Source organism: Streptomyces sp. cg40 (genome assembly GCF_050320165.1).
In the GTDB taxonomy this organism is placed as follows: domain Bacteria; phylum Actinomycetota; class Actinomycetes; order Streptomycetales; family Streptomycetaceae; genus Streptomyces; species Streptomyces hokutonensis.
Genome location: NZ_CP190128.1, coordinates 7,552,294 through 7,567,538, shown reverse-complemented (window position 1 = coordinate 7,567,538; position 15,245 = coordinate 7,552,294). Strand labels below are relative to the sequence as shown.

The 15,245-nt window shown below is 72.2% G+C and carries 14 protein-coding genes; 5 read left to right on the top strand and 9 right to left on the bottom strand.

The window, feature by feature from the left end; genetic code table 11:
- Window positions 1-6: 6 nt before the first annotated feature.
- The gene (locus tag ACQHII_RS34065) at window positions 7-3,516 is read right to left on the bottom strand and encodes an AfsR/SARP family transcriptional regulator (RefSeq protein WP_427922877.1); all 3,510 of its coding nucleotides are present in this window, start codon (window positions 3,514-3,516) and stop codon (window positions 7-9) included.
- A gap of 231 nt (window positions 3,517-3,747) precedes the next feature.
- On the opposite strand from ACQHII_RS34065, the gene ACQHII_RS34060 reads away from it, so the two are divergent.
- Window positions 3,748-4,518: a site-2 protease family protein gene (locus ACQHII_RS34060; protein WP_427922876.1), complete on the top strand. Its 771-nt coding sequence runs from the start codon at window positions 3,748-3,750 to the stop codon at window positions 4,516-4,518.
- 8 nt (window positions 4,519-4,526) lie between these two features.
- Here the strand turns inward: ACQHII_RS34060 and ACQHII_RS34055 are convergent, their stop codons facing one another.
- The 3 genes from ACQHII_RS34055 to ACQHII_RS34045 form a co-directional block, all read right to left on the bottom strand.
- On the bottom strand, window positions 4,527-4,691 hold the full coding sequence (locus tag ACQHII_RS34055; protein WP_362981423.1) for a hypothetical protein: 165 nt from the start codon (window positions 4,689-4,691) through the stop codon (window positions 4,527-4,529).
- An 81-nt stretch (window positions 4,692-4,772) separates the two neighbouring features.
- Window positions 4,773-5,501 carry an NADPH-dependent F420 reductase gene (gene npdG, locus ACQHII_RS34050; protein ID WP_427922875.1) on the bottom strand — a complete coding sequence of 243 codons (729 nt, stop codon included), beginning with the start codon at window positions 5,499-5,501 and terminating at the stop codon, window positions 4,773-4,775.
- Window positions 5,502-5,570: 69 nt separating this feature from the next.
- Complete coding sequence (locus ACQHII_RS34045) at window positions 5,571-6,653, bottom strand: sialidase family protein (protein WP_427922874.1); 1,083 nt, start codon at window positions 6,651-6,653, stop codon at window positions 5,571-5,573.
- A 120-nt stretch (window positions 6,654-6,773) separates the two neighbouring features.
- Here ACQHII_RS34045 and ACQHII_RS34040 point away from each other — a divergent pair, with 120 nt between their 5' ends.
- Together ACQHII_RS34040 and ACQHII_RS34035 are read left to right on the top strand one after the other, a co-directional pair.
- On the top strand, window positions 6,774-7,376 hold the full coding sequence (locus ACQHII_RS34040) for a hypothetical protein (RefSeq protein ID WP_427922873.1): 603 nt from the start codon (window positions 6,774-6,776) through the stop codon (window positions 7,374-7,376).
- 50 nt (window positions 7,377-7,426) lie between these two features.
- A complete protein-coding gene (locus ACQHII_RS34035) occupies window positions 7,427-8,719 on the top strand; it encodes an MFS transporter (RefSeq protein ID WP_427922872.1) in 1,293 nt (430 codons plus the stop codon).
- On the opposite strand, the gene ACQHII_RS34030 is transcribed toward ACQHII_RS34035, so the two are convergent.
- Window positions 8,720-8,950, bottom strand: coding sequence for a hypothetical protein (locus ACQHII_RS34030; protein ID WP_043686978.1), 231 nt, complete (start codon window positions 8,948-8,950; stop codon window positions 8,720-8,722).
- Between the two features lie 58 nt (window positions 8,951-9,008).
- Between ACQHII_RS34030 and map the strand changes: the two genes are divergently transcribed.
- Both map and ACQHII_RS34020 read left to right on the top strand, forming a co-directional pair.
- The gene (gene map / locus ACQHII_RS34025) at window positions 9,009-9,866 is read left to right on the top strand and encodes a type I methionyl aminopeptidase (protein ID WP_427922871.1); all 858 of its coding nucleotides are present in this window, start codon (window positions 9,009-9,011) and stop codon (window positions 9,864-9,866) included.
- A 111-nt stretch (window positions 9,867-9,977) separates the two neighbouring features.
- Window positions 9,978-10,625 carry a heme oxygenase (biliverdin-producing) gene (locus ACQHII_RS34020; protein WP_427922870.1) on the top strand — a complete coding sequence of 216 codons (648 nt, stop codon included), beginning with the start codon at window positions 9,978-9,980 and terminating at the stop codon, window positions 10,623-10,625.
- A gap of 6 nt (window positions 10,626-10,631) precedes the next feature.
- Here ACQHII_RS34020 and ACQHII_RS34015 read toward each other — a convergent pair whose 3' ends face one another.
- The 4 genes from ACQHII_RS34015 to ACQHII_RS34000 all read right to left on the bottom strand — a co-directional run bounded on the left by ACQHII_RS34015 (window position 10,632) and on the right by ACQHII_RS34000 (window position 15,127).
- The gene (locus ACQHII_RS34015) at window positions 10,632-11,276 is read right to left on the bottom strand and encodes a PhzF family phenazine biosynthesis protein (protein ID WP_427922869.1); all 645 of its coding nucleotides are present in this window, start codon (window positions 11,274-11,276) and stop codon (window positions 10,632-10,634) included.
- Window positions 11,269-12,144, bottom strand: coding sequence for a hypothetical protein (locus tag ACQHII_RS34010; RefSeq protein ID WP_427922868.1), 876 nt, complete (start codon window positions 12,142-12,144; stop codon window positions 11,269-11,271). Before ACQHII_RS34010 ends, ACQHII_RS34015 begins: the two co-directional genes overlap by 8 nt.
- An 11-nt stretch (window positions 12,145-12,155) precedes the next feature.
- On the bottom strand, window positions 12,156-13,655 hold the full coding sequence (locus ACQHII_RS34005; RefSeq protein ID WP_427922867.1) for an HtaA domain-containing protein: 1,500 nt from the start codon (window positions 13,653-13,655) through the stop codon (window positions 12,156-12,158).
- A 62-nt stretch (window positions 13,656-13,717) separates the two neighbouring features.
- Window positions 13,718-15,127 carry an HtaA domain-containing protein gene (locus ACQHII_RS34000; RefSeq protein ID WP_427922866.1) on the bottom strand — a complete coding sequence of 470 codons (1,410 nt, stop codon included), beginning with the start codon at window positions 15,125-15,127 and terminating at the stop codon, window positions 13,718-13,720.
- Window positions 15,128-15,245: the final 118 nt, after the last annotated feature.

Here is a 15,245-nt window from a genome sequence, read left to right as displayed (position 1 = left end):
CGAGCCTCACACCAGGGCGGCGGCCTCCTTCGCGGAGAGGCCGCCGCCCTCGGCGTATCCGGCCGCGCACTCCTCGTAGGCCGCGTCGCCGAGCGCGGCGCGCGCGTGCAGTTCGGCCTGGCGGTAGACCTCGCGTTCCATGAACGTCGGGACGTGCCCGGGCGGCAGCAGCGCCTTCGCGGAGACCAGGCAGCGGACGCCGTCCCGGGCCCGGCCGCCGCCGTCGATCTCGGTGAGGGCGACCGCGGCGATCCCCAGGTACAGCGAGGTCATGTGCGGGGCGATGGCCTCGGACAGCGGGTCACCGGCCCGCTTCAGCGCCTTGCGGATCTTGTCCACGGACTCGTCGTACTCGCTGTCGAGCGCCGCGACCCAGGCCTCGGAGCCGAGGATGAACGCGTCGAAGACGATGAAGTGCGCGATGTGGAACTCCTCGCGCAGCAGGCGCAGTTCCTCGCGTGCCTCCGCGATCCGGCCGGACGTGGCGAGACGGCTCGCGAGGAACATCCGGGCGGCGGGCATCGCCTCGGTGGCCACGCCGTGCGGCCGGTCGATGACCTCGCGCAGGATGCGCTCGCCGCGTTCGAACTCGCCCTCCTCGATGAGCACGCTGCCGAGCCGGGCGCCGAGCACGGCCGTCTGGCCGTGGGCGCCGAGCCGTTCGGCGTGCTCGATCGCCGCCTCGTAGTCGGCGGCGGCGAGCCGGTACTGGCCGACGCGTTCCCGGGCCTCGGCGCGGGCGGAGAGCGCCTCGGCGACGCCCCAGATGTCGCCGAGGCGTAGGAAGATCTCCAGCGACTCGTCGGCGTCCCGGGCCGCGTCGCCCGCCCAGTCGGTGCGGTTGGCGAGCATGTTGGCGCGCATCTGGAGGACGGTCGCGAGCTCCCACTCCATGCCGGGGTTGGAGCGGCAGGTGTGGACGTCGGCGTCGAGGATCTCGGGCAGCCGCTGCACGCTGCCGCTGAGCATCACGGCGAAGAACCAGAACATGCCGGGCGTACGGCAGGTCTGCGGCAGGCCCGGTTCGTAGACCTGGGCGATGAGGCGCAGTTTCTCCTTCGCGGCCGGTGCCTCCCAGGCGTCCAACTCCGTGTCCATGCAGGCGAGATGGGCGAGGTGGAGGCCGCGTCGGGCCTCGGCGAGGAGTTCTCCGGTGAGCGGGGGCGGGACGTCGGTGCAGCGCTGCCAGACCGGGGCGGCGCGCTGGACGGGGGCGGCGAAGGGGTCGGGGCCCAGGGCCATGACCTCGACGCACCAGTTGCGGGCCTCGATGCGGACGTCGCGCATCTGCCAGTACCAGATCAGCGACAGGACCAGGCAGATGGCCTCCTGTTCGTCGCGCTCGGCGACGGCGTGCCGCAGGGCGGTGCGGAGGTTCTCGTACTCGCGCTCCAGCCGCTCCACGGCGGCGAGTTGGCCGGGGCCGCGCAGCAACGGGTCGGTGGTGCGGGCGAGTTCGCGGTAGTACGTCAGATGGGCGCGCTCGGCGGCGGGGCGGCGGCCGGACTCGGCGAGCCGTTCGCCCGCGTACTCGGCGACGGTCTCCAGGAGGCGGTAGCGCATCTCGCCCTCGCCCGAAGGGGCCGCCACGACAAGGGACTTGTCGACGAGGGAGCCGAGCGTCTCGAACGCGACGGGTCCGCAGACGGCCTCGGCGGCGGCGAGGTCGCAGCCGCCGGCGAAGACGGACAGGGTGCTCAGCACGTCCCGTTCGTCCGCGTCGAGGAGGTCCCAGGACCAGTCGACGACGGCCCGCAGGGTCTGCTGGCGGGGCAGGAGCGTACGACTGCCCGAAGTGAGCAGCCGGAAGCGGTCGTCGAGCCGGTCCGCGATCTGACGCGGCGTCAACATCCGTAGCCGGGCCGCCGCCAGCTCGATCGCGAGGGGCATTCCGTCGAGCCGCCGGCAGATCTCGGCGCAGGCCTCGATGTCGTCCTCGACCGCGAATCCCGGCCGGGCCGCCGCGCCCCGCTCGGCGAGCAGCCGTAGCGCGACGGGGTCGGGCAGGGGCTCCACCGGGCGCAGCAACTCCCCCGGTACGCCCAGGGGTTCGCGGCTGGTGGCGAGCACGGTGAGTTCGGGGCAGCGCTCCAGCAGGGCTTCCACGAGGCGGGCGGCGGCGTCCACGACGTGCTCGCAGTTGTCGAGGACGATCAGCATCCGGCGCCGCCCGCAGTGCTCGGCGAGCCGCTCCACGGGGTCGTCGTGCCGGTCTCCCCCGGCCGCCCGGATCGCCTCGGCACCGGCGCCGTACATCACGGTCTCGCGCGCCCCCAGAGCGGTGAGCACGGCCTCCGGTACGGCCTCGGGGTCGTCGACGGGGGCGAGTTCGGCCAGCCACACCCCGTCCCGCGCCGCGTCCCGCACCCCTTCGGCGGCCTCCTGCGACAGCCGCGTCTTCCCGGCCCCACCGGGCCCGAGCAGCGTCACCAGCCGGGTCGCCGCGATGTCCCCGCGGATGGCCTCGATGTCGGCCTCCCGACCGACGAAGGAGGTGAGACGGGCGCGGAGGTTGCCCGGGGGCGGGGCGATGTGGTCGTAGACGGCGGCGGAAGCGGACCGATCGGAATCGGCGCCACCGGCGAACTCGCCTTGCCCAGCGGGTGCGTTGCCGTCGCCGGGGCGGTCGTGGGCGCCTGGTCCGCCGGGACCGGAACGCGCGCCGGACCCACCGGGACCGGAGTACGTGCCAGGTCCGCCGGGACCGAAGCGCGCGCCCGGCCCGTCGCCCCCGGTACGGCCGCCGAGTCCGCCGGGCCCCGTGCCGCCGCCACCGGACCCGCCGTCACTCGGACTGAGCAACTCCCCGTGCAGTGCCCACAGTTCGGGCCCCGGGTCGGAGCCCAGGCGGTCCGCCAGGAGTTGGCGTACCTCCTCGTAGGCGGCCAGGGCCTCCGCCGTGCGGCCGGTGGCTCGGAGGGCCTGGAGGCGGAGGGACTGGAGGGGTTCGTCCAGGGGGTGGGTGTCGCACAGGGCGGTCAGTTCGGGGAGGGCGGTGTCCGCTTCGCCCAGGGCCAGGGCCGCCGTCAGGCGGGCGCGGCGGGCGTCGAGGTGGCGGGTCTCCCAGCGGGCCGCCTCCGCCGTGCGGTCGGGGAGGTCGGCGAGGGGCGGGCCGGTCCACAGGGCCAGCGCGTCGTCCAGGGCCTCGGCCGCCTTCGCGGGGTTGCCGTCGGCCAGCGCCCGCAGGCCCTCGCCGGTCAGCCGCTCGAAACGGTGCAGGTCGATGTCGTCGGCGACGACGGCGAGCCGGTAGCCGCTCTCCGTGGAGCCGATCGCGTCCGCGCCGAGCGCCCGGCGCAACCTGCCCACCAGGGCCTGGAGCGCGCCCGTCGCGTCGGCGGGCGGGTCGGCGCCCCACACCTCGTCCACCAGGAAGCTCGCGGGCACGGCCCGGTCGGGCCGCAGGGCGAGCACGGTGAGCAGGGCGCGCAGCCGCGCCCCGCCGACCGGGACGGGGGTGCCGTCGGGGCGGAGTGCCTGGGTGGTGCCGAGGATGCGATAGCGCACGGGGTCCATTGTCTCTGGTGGCGACGGAAGCGGTCACGGGGTTGGGGCGGCGCGGCGCCGGGCACGCCGTACGGGAGCCGCCGCCCTGGAACAGGGGGTGACGGGGTCGCGGATCGCGTGCCAGAGTCCCATGCGCCCACCTTCCCCGGAACCGGTGGCCACCCGCGAGACGTTTTCCCCTCTGCCCGGTACCGTCGGGCTTCGCGCGATCCACCGACCTTCAGCAGGGAGCCCGCCCCCATGACCGCCACCACCACCCGCCCGAGCGACCGGCGGATCAGTCCCGTCTTCCTCGGGATCCTGGCCGTGACGGCGGTGACCGGCTGGGCCACCTGGACCGGGTTCGCCGAGAAGCCGGGCATCGCCGTGTTCCTGTTCGTGACGGCCGCCTGGATCGTCTCCCTGTGTCTGCACGAGTACGCGCACGCGCGCACCGCGCTGCACAGCGGTGACATCTCGATCGGCGGGAAGGGCTATCTGACCCTCAACCCGCTGAAGTACACGCACGCGCTGCTCAGCATCGTGCTCCCGGTGATCTTCGTCATCATGGGCGGCATCGGACTGCCGGGCGGCGCGGTCTTCATCGAACGGGGCCGCATTCACGGCCGCTGGAAGCACAGTCTGATCTCGGCGGCGGGCCCGCTGACGAACGTACTGTTCGCGGCGGTCTGCACGGCCCCGTTCTGGCTGCACGCCCTCGACGGGGTGCCGGCCGACTTCCAGTACGCGCTGGCCTTCCTGGCCCTGCTCCAGGTGACCGCGGCGATCCTGAACTTCCTGCCGGTGCCGGGTCTGGACGGCTACGGCGTGATCGAGCCCTGGCTGTCGAACGACATCAAGCGGCAGGTCGAGCCGTTCGCGCCGTTCGGCCTGCTGTTCGTGTTCGCGCTGCTGTGGGTGCCGTCGGTCAACCGGGAGTTCTTCGACATGATCGACGCGATCCTGCGCGGGCTGGGCGTCAGCGACTGGGCGACGTCGTACGGCTACAGCCTCTACCAGTTCTGGCGCTAGGAAAGGTCTCAGGCGGCCCGGCCGCGCTTCAGGTAGTACCAGCACATGTTGGACGACAGCCCCGCCAGCAGGACCCACACGATGCCGATCCAGCTGCCCTCCACGAAGGAGACGACCGCCGCGGCCACGGCGAGCAGGCAGACGACGAGGGCGTAGACGGCGAGGCGGGGCATGGGATCGGCTCCTGTCGGCAGAACGAAGGCACAACGAAGGGGGACACTGCTGGTCGGTCGCCACCAGTGTCCCCCACCCGCTCAGACGTCCGTGACGCGCAGCCCCGCGTGTGCCTTGTAGCGGCGGTTGACCGAGATCAGGTTCGCGACCAGGGACTCCACCTGGTGGGCGTTGCGCAGCCGGCCCGCGAAGACGCCGCGCATGCCGGGGATCCGGCCGGCCAGCGCCTGCACGATCTCGACGGCGGCGCGCTCCTCGCCCAGCACCATGACGTCCGTGTCGATCTCGTCGATCTCGGTGTCCATGAGCAGGACGGCCGACAGGTGGTGGAAGGCGGCGGCGACCCGGGAGTCCGGCAGCAGGGCGGCGGCCTGTTCGGCGGCGCTGCCCTCCTCCGGCTTCAGCGCGTAGGCGCCCTTCTTGTCGAAGCCGAGCGGGTTGACGCAGTCGACGACGAGCTTCCCGGCCAGCTCCTCGCGCAGCGACTCCAGCGTCTTGCCGTGGCCGTCCCAGGGCACGGCGACGATCACGACGTCGCTGCGGCGCGCGGTCTCCGCGTTGTCGGCGCCCTCGACTCCGTGGCCGAGTTCGTCGGCGGCGGCCTGCGCGCGCTCGGCGGCGCGGGAGCCGATGATCACCTTCTGGCCGGCCTTGGCGAGCCGGTAGGCGAGGCCCTTGCCCTGCGGCCCGGTCCCGCCGAGCACGCCGACGACCAGCCCGGAGACGTCGGGAAGGTCCCACGGGTCCTTGGCGGGGGCCTTCGCCGGGGGCGTCGCGGGCGTCTGTGCAGCACTGTCGGTAGAGGTCATGGGCCGACTTTACGTCCGCCTTCCCCTGCGTATCGGCTCAGGTGAGGTCCGTCACGGGCACCCGCAGGCTCAGCCGAGGTCGCTCACCGCCACGCGCCGGAACGTGATCGTCTCGTACGCCCCGAAGTCCCCGGTCTCGTAGAGCAGTCCGACCGTGTCGTCGTCGACGCGGACGAGGTCGGAGTAGGCGGCGGGCAGGCCGTCGATCGTGAACGCCGGGCGCCAGGTGGTGCCGCCGTCGGCCGAGGCGCGCAGGGTCATCAGGGCGCGGGCGGCCGGGTCGCCGGGGCCGGAGTACAACAGCACGTCGGGGTCGCGGAGTTGGAGGACGCTGCCCTCGCAGACGGGGGCGGCGAGACCGGCCTGCGGGCGGAACGGCTTCACCAGGGTCTTCCCGCCGTCCTCGGAGTACGCGTCGGCGCGGTTGCCGGGGGACGGGGAGTCGTTGCGGGTGTTGAAGTAGACGCGCCCGTCCGGGAGTTCGGCGGCGGTGGTCTCGTTGCAGTTGATGTAGCCGTCGGTGTTCTCGTCGACGTAGCCGAGGGTCCAGGTCTCGCCGCCGTCGTCGCTGAGCAGGCAGTGGCCGCTGTTGTACTTGGCCTCGTTGCCGACGTCGGTGCCGGTGGGCGGGATCGTGTGGTTGCCGGGGACGACCACGCGGCCGGTGCTCAGCTGGATCGCGTGCCCGGGGGTGGTGGCGTACCAGCGCCACTCGGGCTTCTTCACCTGCTCGGTGATCTCCTTCGGGCTGGACCAGGTGACCCCGTCGTCGTCGCTGTGGCTCACCCACGCCCGCCGCCCGTCGGCCGCCTTCACCTTGCCGCGCAGGATGGCGTCCTCGCTCGCGGAGGCGGCCGAGCGGACGTGGACGAGCAGGATGCGGCCGGTGTCCAGGACGACGGGGGCGGGGTTGCCCGCGAGGTCGGTGCCGTTGTCGGCGGCGACGGTCTGTGGGCCCCAGGTGCGGCCGCCGTCCGTGGAGCGGCGCAGGACGATGTCGATGTGACCGTAGTCGCTCGCGGAGGCGACCCGGCCCTCGCAGAACGCGAGGAGGGTACCGGCGCGGGAGACCACGACCGCCGGGATCCGGTAACTCGCGTAGCCCCCTTGGCCGGCGCGGAAGGGGACGGTGACGTCTGCGGGGTCTGTCATGGGTGGCTCCTGTACGACGTGACGTGACGTGCGGCCGATGAGCCCGCACCTTCCCCAAGTTGGGCGAATTCGTGGTGAACTCCACGTCACGAGTGGCCGGTTGCGGCAGGATGCGCGGACATGGACGCCGTACGGGTCGCGCTGCTGCGTGAAGTGCTCGCCGGGACCGAGTGGTTGGGGGCCACGCGACGGTTCGCGGGGGTGCTGCGCGGGTCCGTGGTGGCGCACGGGGGCGGGCTGCTGCTGGTGGGCACGCCCGCGTACGAGCCGTGGCATCTCGCGGCGCACCTGGTCGACGAGGCCGCGTGGTCGGGCACACCCGAACTGGCCCCGACTCTCGTACGGCACGACGCGCGCCCCTCCGACCCGGCCCAGCTGGCCGTCGGACTCGGCCGGATCGAGGCGGCCCGGCGCGGCGAGACACTGCTCGTCGTGTCGCCGGAGGGACCGGGCGACCCGCTCCTGGAACGGGTGCACGACGCCCGCCGGGCCGGGGCGACCGTCCTCTCCCTCGGCTCCGCGGACCGCGAACTGGCCTCCCTGGCCCACGAGTCGCTCGCCGTACCGGACGCCACGGACCTGGATCTCGACACCGTGCAGCATCTGGTGAGCGCTGCGGCCGGGGAGAACGTGTTGCCGGCGGCGCGGGGGCGGAGGCGGTTCCGCGACCGGCTCTCCCGTCTCACCGACCAGTTGACGGCCCCGCCGCCTGCCCGCTGGTAGGGCGCAAAAGCAGTTGCCCGGGGCGACTCCCCGTCCAACGATGCTCTGTTGTGACCACCTCCCGCCTCCGCGCCCTCCTCCCCGACCTCGCCCCCTGGCACGCCTCCGCCGACTTCCGCAGGCTCTGGGTCGCGGGCCTGATCTCGAACTTCGGGAACTTCCTCTCCTTCGTCGCGCTCCCGGTGCAGCTCAAGGAACTCACCGGCTCCGCCGCGGCGGTGGGCGCGATCGGGGCCGTGGAACTCGTGCCGTTGATCGTGTTCGGGCTCTACGGCGGTGCGCTCGCCGACGCGTGGGACAAGCGGAAGCTGATCGTGTGGACCGAGGTCGGACTGGGCGTGCTGTGCGGGGCGCTGCTGCTCAACTCACTGCTGCCGGAGCCCGCCGTATGGCCGCTGTACGTGATCGCGGCGCTGACTTCCGTCCTCGGTTCGGTCCAGCGGCCGGCGCTGGACTCACTGTGGCCGCGGATCGTGGCCCACGAGCACATGACGGCCGCGTCCGGGCTCAACTCCCTGCGCTGGACGGCCGGCGGGGTCGTGGGACCGGCGCTGGCGGGTGTGGTGGTGGCGTTCGCGGGGCTGCCCTACGCGTACGCGGCGGACACGCTGACGTTCGTCGTGTCCGTGGTGCTGATCGTCCGGATCGCCGCCTCCCCCGGGGCGCACGAGGCGCAGAAGCCCTCGCTGCGGTCGATCGCGGAGGGCGCCCGGTACGCGTGGAGCCGCAAGGAACTCCTCGGTACGTACGCGATCGACCTCGCGGCGATGTTCTTCGCGATGCCGCTGGCGGTGCTGCCGTTCCTCGCGGACGACCTGCACGCGCAGTGGTCGCTCGGGCTGATGTACTCGGCGGTCCCGGCGGGCGCCCTGCTGGTGAGCGTGACCAGTGGCTGGACCTCGCGGATCCACCGGCACGGGCGGATGGTGGTGCTGGCCGCCGCGCTGTGGGGCGTGGCGATCGCCTGCGCGGGCGCGGTGGGCAACGTATGGCTGGTGCTGCTGTTCCTCACCGCCGCGGGCTGCTGCGACATGGTCAGCGGCATCTTCCGCGGGGTGATGTGGAACCAGACGATCCCGGACGAGCTGCGCGGCCGGCTCGCCGGGATCGAGCTGCTGTCCTACTCGGTGGGCCCGCAGCTGGGCCAGGTCAGGTCCGGTGGCATGGCCGCGCTGGCCGGGGTGCGGACCTCGGTGTGGGCGGGCGGGCTGATGTGCCTGGGCGCGGTGGGGCTGCTGGCCGCGGGACTGCCGAAGCTGATGTCGTACGACGCGAGGACGGACGAGCACGCGCTGCGGCTGAAGGCGCGGCGCGCGGCCACGGCCGCCACGGCCGAGGTCTGATCAGTCGTCCTCCGCGCTCCCCTTGGTGGCGTCGTGCCACTTCGGGTCGTTCTCCCACTCCAGGTTGCGCTCGCGGGCCGTCTCCATCGCGTGCTCGGCCTCCGCGCGGGTGGCGTACGGCCCGAAGCGGTCCTTGGCGGGGCACTCCGGCCCCTCCTCGACCTTCTTGTGTTCGAGGCAGTAGTACCACTCGCCGGGCTTCCCGACCGTGCGCTTCTTGAACAGGGCCATCAACGGCTCCTTTCCCTACGGCCATGTTCCCCCATGTCCGCTGGTTAGACTCGCTGGCATGTCTGGCCAGTCGCTGCTCGTACCAGGGGAGCTCTCTCCCACCCGTTCCGTGCCCGGAAACATCCGTCGCCCCGAGTACGTCGGCAAGCCCGCGCCGACCCCGTACACCGGGCCGGAGGTGCAGACGCCCGAGACGATCGAGGCGATGCGGATCGCCGGGCGGATCGCCGCGCGGGCGATGGCGGAGGCCGCGAAGGTCATCTCGCCGGGGGTGACCACGGACGAACTCGACCGGGTGGCGCACGAGTACATGTGCGACCACGGCGCCTATCCGTCCACGCTCGGCTACCGCGGTTTCCCCAAGTCCCTGTGCACCTCACTCAACGAGGTGATCTGCCACGGCATTCCGGACTCCACGGTGCTGCGCGACGGCGACATCGTCAACCTCGACGTGACGGCGTACATCGGCGGGGTGCACGGCGACAACAACGCGACGTACCTGGTCGGAGACGTCGACGAGGAGAGCCGGCTGCTGGTCGAGCGCACCCGCGAGTCCCTGGACCGGGCGATCAAGGCGGTCAAGCCCGGCCGCCAGATCAACATCATCGGCCGGGTCATCGAGTCGTACGCCAAGCGCTTCGGGTACGGCGTGGTCCGGGACTTCACGGGCCACGGCATCAACTCGTCCTTCCACTCCGGCCTGATCGTCCCGCACTACGACAGCCCGCACGCGACGACGGTCATCCAGCCCGGGATGACGTTCACCATCGAGCCGATGCTGACGCTGGGGACGCACGAGTACGACATGTGGGACGACGGGTGGACGGTCGTCACGAAGGACCGGAAGCGGACGGCGCAGTTCGAGCACACGCTGGTGGTGACGGAGACGGGCGCGGAGGTTCTCACCCTCCCGTAGCAGGTCAGGACCCGTCCTCTGCTGAGGGCGGGTCCTTTCTTGTACGCTTTTACCGACAGACTGTCGGCAACTCATTGACTTAGGTAAGGCTTACCTTAGATGATAGAGCTCATGGACTCCTTCTCGACAGTCATCCGCACCGCGTCCCACGAACAGCACGTGGAGGCCGAGACCTCCACCTTCATGAGCGACCTGCTGGGCGGCCGGCTGGGCGTGGACGCGTACGCCCGCTACACCGAGCAACTGTGGTTCGTGTACGAGGCGTTGGAGACCGGCGCGGAGCGACTGGCGGCGGATCCGGTGACCGGCCCGTTCGTCCGGGCCGAGCTGTTCCGGCTGCCCGCGCTGGAGCGGGACCTGGAGCATCTGCGCGGTTCGGACTGGCGCACGGGCCTGACCGCCCTGCCCGCCACCCGGGCCTACGCGGACCGGGTACGGGAGTGCGCGGAGTCATGGCCGGCCGGCTACATCGCCCACCACTACACCCGCTACCTCGGCGACCTCTCCGGCGGCCAGATCATCCGCGACAAGGCGGAGCGGGCGTGGGGCTTCTCCCGCAAGGGCGACGGCGTGCGGTTCTACGTCTTCGAGGAGATCGGCAGCCCGGCGGCGTTCAAGCGGGGGTACCGCGAACTCCTGGACGGCATCCGGGCCGACGAGCTGGAGAAGCAGCGGGTGGTGGCGGAGTGCAAGCGGGCGTTCGCTCTCAACACCGGGGTGTTCCGGGCGTTGGGGGAAGAATTCCCCCTGAGCGCCTGAGGCCGACTATCGCTCCAGGAACACGCGCCCGCCGACCTCGACCCAACCCCCCGGCTGCGGAGCCGTGAGTATCTGGGAACCCGCGCCCTGCGTGATGTTGAGGGCGCGGCCCAGCCGGTCGGTCAGGAGCAGTGCCGCCGCGCCTGTCGCCTCGTCCTCGTGGATGCCGTCGTCGCGGCCCGGGAAGCCGCGGGCGCGGACGCGGCCCGCCGCCTCGTCCTCCCAGGCCCAGGCGTAGATCCACTCGCCGGACGGGGGCACGGGCAGGGCGTCGACCTCGGCGGCGGTGGCGTACTGGCGCAGGGTGCGCGGCGGGGCCCACTCCGGGAGGGCCTCGATCCAGCTGAACTCGCCGTCGAGGCGGGCGCCGACCACCCCTGCGGGGGTGACCAGTTCGGGTATGTCGAGGAGCCAGGCCGAGCCGACGCAGGGGTGGCCGGCGAAGGGCAGGCGGGTGGTCGGGGTGTAGATGTCGATGACTCCGCGCTCGGGGTCGTCGACGAACACCGTCTCGCTGAAGCCGAGTTTCCCGGCGAACAGCTGTCGCTCGTCCGGGTCCGGCATGACGGAACCCTCGCGGACGACGCCGAGTTCGTTGCCGTATCCGCCGCTGGGGCCGCAGAAGACACGCAGTACGTCGTAGTCAGTCACGGGGGAATTGAAGCATCACCTGGGCGGCCAGGTCGTCCCAGGCGGCCGGACCGCCGGGAACGGGCCAGGTCACGGTGCGCGCGTCCTCGTAGGGCAACCCTGCCAGGACGTCGCCGAAACCCCGTTCCAGGGCGGCCCGTTGGCGTGCGGGGTACTCCGTGGGACGGCGCATGCGGTGCGTGTGCTCCTCGGTCAGTTCGTCGGCGGTGCGGCGCCAGTCCGGCTCGTCCGGTACGCGGCGCAGCTCCACACAGGCCGGTTGCGCGCCCTCCGCGAGCGCGGCCACCGCCCGGTCGTGGCCGTCGAGGATCAGCCAGCCGTCGAGGAAGGTCACCCACCACAGGAGGACGGGCGCGAGCGTGCCCTCGCGGGCGTGCTTGCGGTACGCCTTCACGCGCGGGGCGTCGGGTGGGGAGAGCCGGCGCAGGGGCAGGACACCGTGCCAGCCGCCGCCGCAGTACAGCTCCAGGGTGCCGTTCGGCCACTCCTGGACGAAGTCCGCCGTCCAGATGCCGGGGCCGAAGCGGTCGCGTCGGGACAGGGCCCAACGGCCGTCGTGCAGCGGGCTTTCCGGTGACTCCTCCAGCCAACGGGCGTACTGGTGGACCCAGTTGACGTCCGAGCGCTGTTGCGCGGCGCTCGGCGGCGGGAGGGGTGGGCGGTAGCCGTCGAAACGGTGCAGGACGAGGTCGTGGCAGCAGCCGTCGCCGTCCAACCGGCCGAGGTACAGCAGCCGTTCGCCCTGGCGGAGCAGTCCGCGTCCGCCGTCCGCCGTCTCGAAACGCAGCGGGGACGGACCGGGCCGACCGGTCACGGTCAGCACCAGTCCGTCCTCCGACAGCGTCTCCCTGTGCCCCCTGGTGTCCATGGGGCACAGTCTTACGCCTCGGTGGCCTCCGTGCGCCGCCTGCGCATCGCGAACACGACGCCCGCGCCCGCCGCGACGGTGACCGCGGCTGCCGCGCCCAGTGCCGTTGCCGGTACCTCGGAGCCCGTCGAGGCGAGGGAGCCGGTCACGTCGCCGCCCGTCGTCGAGCCGGTGACGCCGCCCGAAGTCGAGCCCGTCGTAGCGGAGTTGCCGGCGGAGCCGCCCGTGCCGGTCGTCGACGAGGGGTCGTCCGAGGGGAGGGTGGCGTCGTCGGTGAGGGCGACCGACAGGTCGAGCGGGTCGAGGGTCGCGCCGGTCTCGTAGAAGCCGCCGAAGGCCTTCGCGCCGGCCGCGGTCAGGGTCGTGGTGACGTCGTCGAGGGTGATGACGTCGTCCTTCGCGGTGAGGTCGGCCGAGCCCGCCTTGAGGTCGGCCAGGACCACGTCCTCGGACTTCTCGCCCAGGCTCGTCACGTCCGCCGTCAGTTTGCCGGTGCCGCCGTCGAGGGTCGCCCTGAGGTCGGTGAAGGTGAGGTCGAGGCCGTAAGTGCCGTTGTCCTCATGGCCCTTGAAGTTCACCGCGCCCTCGAAGGCGGCGGAGAGGGTGTCGGCGTCGGTGTCGTAGCCGCCGGTCGCGCCGGTGAAGGTGAAGACGCCGTTGCCGGCGGACTGGGCCGCGCCGTCCGAGGTCGTGATGCTGCCCTTGGCCACGCTGCCGACGACGTAGGAGCGGAAGGACTCCTTGACGCCCCAGGTGAGGGTGCCGTCCGCGATCTCGCCCTCGGTGGCGGCCGGTTCGGAGGCGGTGTCCGAGGGGCTCGCGGTGTCGGAGGGTGTGGCGCTCGGGGTCGTGCTCGGGGTGGCCGTCGTGGTGGGGGTGGGGCTGGGGGACGGGGACGCCGACTCCGTCGACGAGTCGGACGGGGCCGGGGACGTCGTCGACGCCGGCTTGACCGCCGACAGCGGGTCGCCGGCCGCGTTCGCGTACGTGTCGCTGCCGAGGAACGTGCCCGCGGCGGCGGTGAGCGTGGTGGCCAGGTTCGACAGGTCCTGGCTGGTGGGCGCGGCGACCGTGGCGAGCGTCACGTCCTGCTGCTTGGCGCCGCCGTCCGCGACGAGGTCGGCGGTGAGGGTGCCCGCGGCGCTGTCGTACTGGAAGTCGGACATCTCCCGCACGAAGCCGTGCAGCGTCGACCTGGCGGTGATCGTGCCCTTGAAGGTGAGGTGCACGGCGTGGCTGGTGGTGTCGTAGGTGCCCGCGCCCGCCGTGAAAGTGAAGACGCCGTTGTTCGCGGCCTGCGAGGCGCCGTCGGTGGCGGTGAAGGAGCCCTGCGCGTAGGTGCTCACGTAGGTGCGGTACGACTGCTTGATGCCCCAGGTCAACTCGTAGCCGCTGAGCGGGACTTCGGCCGCCGACGCGGTGGTCGTGGCGAGCGCGGTGGCGCCGAGCGCGGCGGCGGTCGCGACGGCCGCGGCGAGGGCGAAGGACGGGCGAGGTCGTCTGACGGGCATGGCCTTGGTTCTCCTTGAGGGATGAGGGGATGGTCCGCCGACACGCGGACCGGGTAAGGGGGTTACTCCGCTTCCGGTGACGCGCTGTCGGTCGCCGGGCGGGTGCGGCGCCTGCGGACGACGACCAGCGCGGCCACCAGAAGCAGGGCGCCGGCTCCGAGGGTGATCGGCAGGGCGGCCGAACTGCCGCCGCCGTCGGTGGAGTTGTCGGCCACCGGCTCGGCGGACACCGAGGGCTTGGCCGACTGTTCCTCGGGGGTGTCGCTCGCCGTGGGCGCGGTGCCGAGGTCGGGCAGCGCGGGCAACTTCGCGTCGTCGGTGAGGGCGACGGCCAGGGACACGGGGTCCATGGCGGTGCCCGTCTGGTACATCCCACCGAAGGCCTTCGCGCCCTGCGCGGTGAGCTTCACGGGCGCCTCGGTAAGTTTGGCCAGGCCCTTGACCGCCTTGAGGTTCTTGGCGGTGAAGGTGACCAGCGGGACCTTCTTCCCGGTGAAGTCGGCGCCGGTGACGTCGGCGTAGAGGGTGCCCTTGCCGTCCGCGACGGTCGCCCGGACCCCGCCGAGCTTCAGATCGAGGCCCTGCGCGCCGGTGAAGCGGACCGCGCCCTTGAACGAGGCGGTCAACTCCCCGCTCCTGTAGGTCCCTTCGCCGTCCGGGAAGCGGAAGAGCGCACCGCCGTCCTCAGCGCCCGCCGACAGCGTCCACCTGCCCTTGGCGATGTCACCGGTGACGTACTCCCGGAAGGTACGGCGCACACCCCAGTCGACGGCGCCGTCCGTGATCGCGCCGCTCGAACTCTCCTTCTTCGCGGCGGACTTGGAGGGAGTGGCCGTGGCCTTTTTCGTGGCCGCGGCCTTCACGTCCGCCGAGAGGCTCACCGGGTCCAGGACCGTGCCGGCCGTGTAGTAGCCGGCGAAGGACTTGGCGCCCTGTGAAGTGAGCGTCGCGGGAAGGTTGTTGAGGACGACCGCGGTGCCGCCGCCCTTCATGTCGATGCCGCCCAGGGAGAGGTTGGCGAACGGCACCTGGGAGGACGTGGTGACCGTCCCTGTGCCCTTCGCCTTGCTGGTGACGTCCAGGTAGAGGGTGCCCGTCGAGCCCGAGATACGGACCGTGGGGCGGCTCAGGGTGAGGTCGAGCTCGTAACTGCCGTCGGTCTTCCGGTGGCCGACGAAGTGCACTCCGCCCGCGAAGGACGAGCGGAACGCGCCCGTCGAGCCGTCGTACGAACCCGTCGCCGAGGGGAAGCGGAACTGGCTGCTGCCCACGGTCGCCGCGCCGCCCGTCAGCGAGTAACTGCCGTTCGCTATGGGGCCGGTGACGTAACTCTGGAACGAGGACTTGATGCCCCAGTCGAGCCTGCCGCCCTGCACGGTACGGCTCTCCGCGTGGGCGAGGGCCGCCGGGAGGAGGGCGCCGAGGACGGCCGTGAGCAACACGGCGACCAGGGCTTTCAGGCGCGCGGGCATGAGTGGGTCCTCCGGTGACGACTGCCGGTAGCGAACAAAGGTAAGGCTAACCTAAGCTTTCTTCACCAGAAACGACAGAGGCCGAGAGAACCGACAGTGTCCGAAGGGCCGAGAGAGA

Coding starts and splice junctions, on each gene's coding strand:
- ACQHII_RS34065 (WP_427922877.1), bottom strand. CDS start 3,516: ATGGACCCCGTGCGCTATCGCATCCTCGGCACCACCCAGGCACTCCGC.
- ACQHII_RS34060 (WP_427922876.1), top strand. CDS start 3,748: ATGACCGCCACCACCACCCGCCCGAGCGACCGGCGGATCAGTCCCGTC.
- ACQHII_RS34055 (WP_362981423.1), bottom strand. CDS start 4,691: ATGCCCCGCCTCGCCGTCTACGCCCTCGTCGTCTGCCTGCTCGCCGTG.
- npdG (WP_427922875.1), bottom strand. CDS start 5,501: ATGACCTCTACCGACAGTGCTGCACAGACGCCCGCGACGCCCCCGGCG.
- ACQHII_RS34045 (WP_427922874.1), bottom strand. CDS start 6,653: ATGACAGACCCCGCAGACGTCACCGTCCCCTTCCGCGCCGGCCAAGGG.
- ACQHII_RS34040 (WP_427922873.1), top strand. CDS start 6,774: ATGGACGCCGTACGGGTCGCGCTGCTGCGTGAAGTGCTCGCCGGGACC.
- ACQHII_RS34030 (WP_043686978.1), bottom strand. CDS start 8,950: ATGGCCCTGTTCAAGAAGCGCACGGTCGGGAAGCCCGGCGAGTGGTAC.
- map (WP_427922871.1), top strand. CDS start 9,009: ATGTCTGGCCAGTCGCTGCTCGTACCAGGGGAGCTCTCTCCCACCCGT.
- ACQHII_RS34020 (WP_427922870.1), top strand. CDS start 9,978: ATGGACTCCTTCTCGACAGTCATCCGCACCGCGTCCCACGAACAGCAC.
- ACQHII_RS34010 (WP_427922868.1), bottom strand. CDS start 12,144: ATGGACACCAGGGGGCACAGGGAGACGCTGTCGGAGGACGGACTGGTG.
- ACQHII_RS34005 (WP_427922867.1), bottom strand. CDS start 13,655: ATGCCCGTCAGACGACCTCGCCCGTCCTTCGCCCTCGCCGCGGCCGTC.
- ACQHII_RS34000 (WP_427922866.1), bottom strand. CDS start 15,127: ATGCCCGCGCGCCTGAAAGCCCTGGTCGCCGTGTTGCTCACGGCCGTC.